The 7,758-nt window shown below is 52.7% G+C and carries 2 protein-coding genes; both read left to right on the top strand.

Going from position 1 to position 7,758, the window contains the following annotated elements; all coding sequences use genetic code 11:
* A partial coding sequence (locus FHR87_RS18430) for a non-ribosomal peptide synthetase (RefSeq protein ID WP_183168235.1) occupies positions 1-4,899 on the top strand: 4,899 nt, incomplete at its 5' end.
* A gap of 13 nt (positions 4,900-4,912) precedes the next feature.
* The coding region (locus FHR87_RS18435) for an amino acid adenylation domain-containing protein (protein ID WP_183168236.1) at positions 4,913-7,758 on the top strand (2,846 nt) is incomplete at its 3' end.

Below are 7,758 nucleotides of genomic sequence, written 5' to 3' on the forward strand. Positions count from 1 at the left end.
ATCAGCCTGCTGCAGCAGGAATACGTGGCACCGCAAAGCGAACTGGAGCAGCAACTGGCCGGGATCTGGGCGCAGGTGCTGAAGGTCGAGCGGGTGGGGCTGACGGACAACTTCTTCGAGCTGGGTGGCGACTCGATCATCTCGATCCAGGTGGTCAGCCGGGCCCGGCAACTGGGAATTCGTTTCAGTGCGCGTGACTTGTTTTTGCACCAAACCGTTCAGATGTTAGCAAGAGTTGCTGAGCGTAGCGAAAGCCCCTTAATTGACCAAGGGTTGGTAATGGGTATGGTACCGCTGACTCCAGTGCAGCTTTGGTTCTTTGAACAGCCCTTCGAGGCGCGAGATCATTGGAACCAATCATTACTGTTGACGCCTCGGCATAGGCTTGAGGCCTCAGTACTGGCTCGGACATTAGCGGTGTTAGTCAGGCATCATGATGCTCTGCGCTTGCGTTTTGCTGTGAAAAATGGAGTTTGGAGCCAGACCCATGCACCAATTACGGCGGAAGATTATCTGTGGCAAGGTCGGACCGACGACTCCGAAGCGCTAAATGCCTTCTGCGAGCGAGTGCAACGCAGCCTTTCCTTACAAGCTGGGCCTATGCTCCGCGGAGCTTTGATAGAGCAAGCTGACGGCAGTCAGCGTCTCCTATTGGTGATTCATCACCTAGTAGTGGACGGGGTTTCTTGGCGTATCTTGCTGGAAGATCTGCAGAGTGTTTATAAACAGCTTGAAAATGCTATGCCTGTAGAGTTGCCGAGCAAAAGTAGCTCCTATCAGCACTGGGCTCAGTATCTGAAAAAGCACGTACAAATGCCTGTTATGCAGGATGAGCTGGCTTGGTGGCAGGAGCGTCTCACCGGGAGTCCAGCTGAATTACCTCGTGATAACCCTGCTGGCAGTATGCAGAATCATCACAGTGAGACCGTGATTATCCGTCTTGACGCTGAACGAACCAGGCAATTGCTTAAGGACGCCTCGGCGGTTTATCGCACTCAAGTCAACGATCTATTACTGACTGCACTGGCTCGAGTGTTTTGTCGTTGGAGTAAAACGGAATCGATCTTGATCCAATTGGAAGGTCATGGTCGTGAAGATCTATTCGACGAGTTAGATTTAACTCGTACTTTAGGTTGGTTCACCAGTATGTTTCCTGTCCGGCTGAGCCCATGGGCAGATGCAGATGCAGATATTGCTGGCTCCATCAAGCAGATCAAGGAAGAACTTCGAGCAATTCCTTCTAAAGGTATGAGCTATGGTCTACTTCGCTATCTAGGATCAACTGAGGCTCAGGCTACTCTTGCAGCGCTGCCACAACCTAGGATTACCTTCAACTATCTCGGTCAATTTGATAACCAGTTTGATGCCAATACCCTTTTTGTACCCGCCCAGGAATCGTCTGGTTGTGCTCAGAGCGAGCAAGACTCTCTGGCTAATTGGCTGAGTATTGAAGGTGAAGTCTATGGTGGTCGGTTGTCGCTGCAATGGGGTTACAGTCGTGAAGTCTATAGGCGAGATACTATTGAGCGTCTGGCAGGTGAGTATCAACAAGAGCTGGAAGCGCTGATTGCCCATTGCCTGAGCGAAGAGGCTGGTGGGGCTACTCCTTCTGACTTTCCTTTAGTAAGCCTGACTCAGGAACAACTGGATGCTTTACCGATAGCAACTACTGTCGTGGAGGACATCTATCCTTTGACGCCGATGCAGGAGGGGCTGTTACTGCATACCCTGCTCGAACCGCATTCTGGCATCTATTTCATGCAGGATCGCTATATTATCGACAGCGATATCGATCTAACACGTTTCACTGATGCATGGCGTAAGGTCATATGCCGGCATGATGCTTTGCGAACCTCGTTCAATGTTGATGACCAAGGGCGTACTTTACAAATTATTCATCGCAAAACAGAGTTAGAACTCGAATACTGGGACTGGAGCGAGCAACTTGAGTCCGAACAGGAGGCCGCTCTGCAGACTCTGCTTGCTGAGGAGCGCCGACAGGGGTTCGATCTGCTACATAAGCCGCCCTTCCGTCTATACCTTATCAAACGCTCGCCAAGCCGTTACTGGTTCATTCTCTGTAATCACCATGCTCTGTTGGATGCCTGGTGCCGAAGCTTACTCTTAGAAGACTTTTTCGCATTCTACCGTGGTGAGTATAATTTGGTGCCCGCGCCACGCTATCGTGACTTCATCGCTTGGTTACAGGAGCGAGGCGAAACGGCTGCGTTAAGCTTTTGGTGTGAGGAATTACGGGATGTAGAGCAGCCAACACCTCTGCCATTTGATCGTAATGCCCGACGTCATGATGGGGCTTCGGTAATTAACGATCTGATGGTGCGATTACCTAGAGAGCAGGGGAAACGCTTACGCGAACTAGCCCAGCAGCAGCAATTGACCGTCAACACATTGGCCCAGGCTGCATGGTCGCTAGTTTTGCACCGCTATAGTGGTAATCGCGATCTCCTGTTTGGTGTAACTGTAGCTGGACGTCCTGCTAGTTGCCCACAAATGCAATATACCGTGGGGCTATTTATCAATACGATTCCACTGCGGGTGCGTTTGCCCGATTTTGGCAATCGCTGCAGTGTCCGGCAATGGTTGCAAAGCTTGTTGGAGCAGAACTTTGTCTTGCGCGAGCATGAGCACTTATCTTTGGTAAAGATTCATGAGTGCAGTGGCCTACGCAAAGGTCAGCAACTGTTTGATAGCTTGTTCGTTTTCGAAAGCGCTCCCGTCGAGCGATCTGTAGTGAGCGGAGCTGGTCAGATTAGTGCGCGAGAGGATAGTGCCCGTACACATACCAACTATCCGCTGACTGTCGTAGTGTACCCAGATGACGAGTTGGGTCTGCACTTATCCTACGATCAACGCTTTTTCGATGAAGCCACTGTCGAACGGCTGCTGAATGACTTTAAGCGTTTATTGGAGGCTTTGGTCGATGGCTTTGAGGGAGATTTTGCTAGCCTACCTCTGCTGAGTGTGGACGAGCAGCATTGGTTACTGGAGGACTGCAATCGCACTGGCGCAGAATATCCCTTAGGTAGCGGATACGTGCGACTGTTCGAAGCACAAGTGGCACAGGGTTCTTCGCGAGTCGTAGCACGCTGCTTAGATAGACAATGGACCTATCGTGATCTGAATGTTCATGCTAACCGCCTTGGCCATGCCTTGCGTGCAGCTGGAGTCAGCGAAGACCAGCCAGTGGCATTACTGGCCGAACGTGGCTTGGAACTGCTCGGTATGATCATCGGCAGTTTCAAAGCTGGTGCTGGTTACCTGCCGCTCGACCCGCATTTGCCGGTACAGCGGTTGATTGATTTACTGATGCTGAGCCACACTCCTGTACTGGTGTGCAGCGTGGCCTGTGTCGAACAGGCTCGTTCGTTACTGACGAATTTACCTGCCATACGGCTGCTGGTCTGGGATGAAGTGCAACAAGGCAACTGGTTAGACACTAATCTTGGCATCTATGTCACTGGTCAGCACTTGGGCTATGTTATCTACACTTCTGGCTCTACTGGTACTCCGAAAGGCGTGATGGTGGAACAGGCCGGTATGCTCAACAATCAGTTGAGCAAAGTGCCATATTTTGGCCTGATCGAGAAAGACGTGATCGCCCAGACTGCCTCCCAGAGCTTCGACATTTCGGTCTGGCAGTTTTTGGCTGCGCCCTTATTCGGTGGCTGTGTGGAAATCGTACCGAATGCCATCGCTCACGACCCTGTTGCTCTGCTAACACATGTGCAGCAGAGTGGCATCAGTGTACTTGAAAGCGTGCCTTCGCTGATTCAGGGCATGTTGGCCGAAGAGAAACAAGAATTGCCCAGCCTGCGCTGGATGTTACCGACTGGCGAGGCGATGCCACCTGAACTGGCCAGGCAATGGCTGAATCGCTATCCTGAGGTCGGGTTAGTCAATGCCTATGGTCCAGCCGAATGCTCGGACGATGTAGCGCTGCATTCTGTGACGCAAGTCTGTACCGGAGGCAGCTATTTGCCTATTGGTACCCCAACTGATAATAATCGCCTATATTTGTTAGATGACAACCTGAACCCAGTGCCGGTTGGTGCCATTGGCGAGTTGTATGTGGCCGGTATCGGTGTCGGGCGTGGTTATCTTAGCGACCCCAAACGAAGTGCTGAGGCCTTTCTGCCACATCTATTCGGAAGTGAGGGCGCGCGTCTATATCGCACAGGCGATCTGGTGAAGCGACAGGTGAGTGGGGTGCTGGAATATGTAGGTCGAGTTGACCATCAGGTGAAGATCCGGGGCTTTCGCATCGAACTGGGCGAGATTGAGGCCCTGCTGCATGAGCATCCGGAGCTCGCCGATGCGGCTGTCGCTGTGCAAGAAACCTCCAATGGCCGACAACTCGTGGGCTACGCTGTGCCAATATCAACGAAGGATAACGCCCTACCCGAACGCCTTAAACAAGCGCTGAAGGCCAAATTGCCAGATTACATGGTGCCGCTGCATTGGTGTCTGTTAGAGAAATTACCGCGTAATGTCAATGGTAAACTAGACCGCAAGGCATTGCCGGCCCTGGAAATCGGGCAGACTCAAGGTGAGTATGTGGCACCGCGCAACGGGTTGGAAAGCACGTTGGCTGAGATCTGGCGAAAGGTGCTGAAAGTCGAGCGAGTTGGTATCACCGATAACTTCTTCGAGTTGGGCGGACATTCGTTGCTGGTGGTTCAGGTAGTTACTCGAATTCGCAACCAATTTAATATCGATTTGAAAGCGAAAGATTTTTTTGAGTTACCTGACCTTGCGGCTTTAAGTCAATACATTCAACGAGAAGGTGCGCAAGCCAATCTAGTTCAAGACGAGTTAACTAAATCCCTAGAGGCTCTTAAACGTCTCTCTGCTGAGGAAATAAATGAATTGATTTCTTAGTGGAGACATTAAAGTGCAAGAGCTTCTGGACTCTGTGGCGTTTTTATCTACCAAGGAGCGAAAAGCTCTTGCTACTTTGCTTAAGCGACAGGGCATAAATCTTTATGGGATTGCTCCAATATTTCGCCGAGAAGCTGCGCAAGAAGCGACAGAAACTGCAGCCTTGTCCTACGCTCAACAACGGCAATGGTTTCTCTGGCAACTGGAGCCCGAGAGCGCTGCCTACCATATTCCGGCAGCCTTGCGTCTGAAGGGCAAGTTTGATCTGTCGGCCCTGCAGTCGAGCTTCGCCGCCCTGATCCAGCGTCACGAAAGCCTGCGCACCACGTTCGGTCAGGAGGGCGAGCAAGCTGTCCAGATCATTCATGACCGCCTGCCATTCACGTTGGATGTGGACGATCTGCCAGAGACCGATAGCACTGCTGAGCAGGATGCTCTCATCCGCACCGAGGTCGAAGCTGAAGTCGCACGGTTATTCGATCTGGAGCGGGGACCATTGCTGCGGGTGAAACTGCTGCGCCTGGGCGAAGACGATCACGTACTGGTGTTGACCCTGCACCATATCGTCTCGGACGGCTGGTCCACCCCGATCATGGTGGACGAACTGATCCAGCTGTACGAAGGCTACAGCCAGGGTCGGGAAGTTCAACTACCGAACCTGCCGATCCAGTACGCCGACTACGCCGCCTGGCAGCGTGATTGGATGGAAGCGGGGGAGCGGGAGCGACAGTTGGCCTACTGGACCGAACAACTGGGTAGCGAGCAACCCATTCTGGAACTGCCCAGCGACCGCCCTCGGCCCACTGTGCAAAGCCACCGAGGCGCGCGACTGGATCTGGAACTGGACAGCCAATTGACCCAGAACTTGAAGTCCGTGGCCCAGCAGCACAACGTCACCTTGTTCATGCTGCTGCTGGCCAGCTTCCAGACGTTGCTGCACCGCTACAGTGGACAGACTGACATTTGTGTAGGTGTGCCGATTGCCAACCGCACCCGGATGGAAACCGAGCGACTGATTGGCTTCTTCGTCAACACCCAAGTACTGAAAGCCGAGTTCGATCTGCAACTGCGCTTCAGCGATCTGCTGCAACAGGTCAAGCAAACCGCATTGGATGCCCAGGCGCACCAGGATTTGCCGTTCGAACAACTGGTGGAAGCGTTGCAGCCCGAACGTAATCTGAGTCACAACCCTCTATTTCAAGTGATGTTCAATCACCAGGCTCGAGTGAAAGGCCAGTCTCACCAGTTGCCGGGATTGAATATCGAAGGGCTCGAGTGGGAAGGACGCAGTGTCCACTTCGATCTGACGCTGGATACCTATGAGGCGGAAACGAGGTTGTCGGCTTCGCTGAGCTATGCGACGGATCTGTTCGATATGGCCACGATCGAGCGGATGTCCAGGCATTGGATCAACTTGTTGAAAGGTATCACCCTGCAACCCGAACAGCGCCTTGCCGAACTGCCTTTGCTAGGGGATGGTGAACGTGAGCAGATCTTGCAGAAATGGAACCACGCTCAGACGCACTATCCCGAAACTCTTCATGTTCATCAGTTGATTGAAACTCATGTAGCCAATACACCGGATGCTATTGCTCTGGTCAGTGAAAGCCGACAATTGACTTACCGGCAATTCAATTTGCAGGCTAACCGTTTAGCTCACCGGCTAATCGAATTGGGTGTAGGTCCTGATGTACTGGTAGGGATTGCGGTAGAACGTAGCCTGGATATGTTTATTGGCTTGGTGGCTGTGCTCAAGGCTGGTGGAGCTTATGTTCCGCTAGATATTGGCTATCCTGAAGACCGCTTGGCTTACATGATAAAAGACAGTGGTATTAGTTTATTGCTGACCCAGAGCCAACTGCTGGCATGCTTGCCGATTTCCGATCAATTCCAGAGCGTTTGCCTAGATAAGACAGAAGAGTGGCTGAGTCGGTATCCGGAGGCAAATCCATTTAATCGGGTACATTCAAACAACCTAGCGTATGTCATCTATACCTCTGGTTCTACAGGGCGTCCCAAAGGTGTAGGTGTGGCCCATGGACCTTTGGCCATGCATTGCCTGGCTATTGGAAAGCGTTATGCAATCACTCCGGCAGATCGTGAACTGCAGTTCATGTCTTTTGCCTTCGATGGAGCCCAGGAACGCTCGCTGACCTTGCTGACTCATGGAGGAAGTCTGCTTGTTCGCGGTAGTACACTATGGAGTGCCGAGCAAACCTATGCTGCCTTGCATAAATACTGCGTAACAACGGCTGTCTTCCCTCCTGTCTACCTGCAACAACTGGCCGAATATGCCGAACAGGACGGCAATCCTCCTCCCGTACGCATCTATTGCTTCGGCGGTGATGCGGTGCCCGATGCCAGCTTCGAGCTAGCTAAACGCACGCTCAGACCGGAGCATTTCATCAATGGCTATGGTCCGACCGAAACAGTCGTTACCCCGTTGCTATGGAAAGCCGATCTGACCCAACAGTGCGGAGCCGCCTATGCCCCTATCGGCGACCTGGTCGGCCAGCGAAGCGCTTACGTCATGGACGCCAACCTGAACCTTCTCTCGATAGGGATGGCGGGTGAACTGTATCTGGGTGGCTTTGGCGTGTCACGTGGCTATTGGAATCGGCCTGGTTTAACAGCTGAGCGTTTTATCCCTGACCCCTTTGATGAACAAGGAGGACGGCTGTACCGTTCGGGGGATTTGACCAGCTACCGAAGCGACGGGTTGATTGATTACCTAGGCCGGATCGACCACCAGGTGAAGATCCGTGGCTTCCGCATCGAACTGGGCGAGATCGAAGCGCGGCTGCAGGAACAGGCGGTGGTGCGCGAAGCGGTGGTCATCGACCTCGATGGGCCCAGCGG

It is taken from the genome of Azomonas macrocytogenes (assembly GCF_014191985.1).
GTDB lineage: Bacteria > Pseudomonadota > Gammaproteobacteria > Pseudomonadales > Pseudomonadaceae > Azomonas > Azomonas macrocytogenes.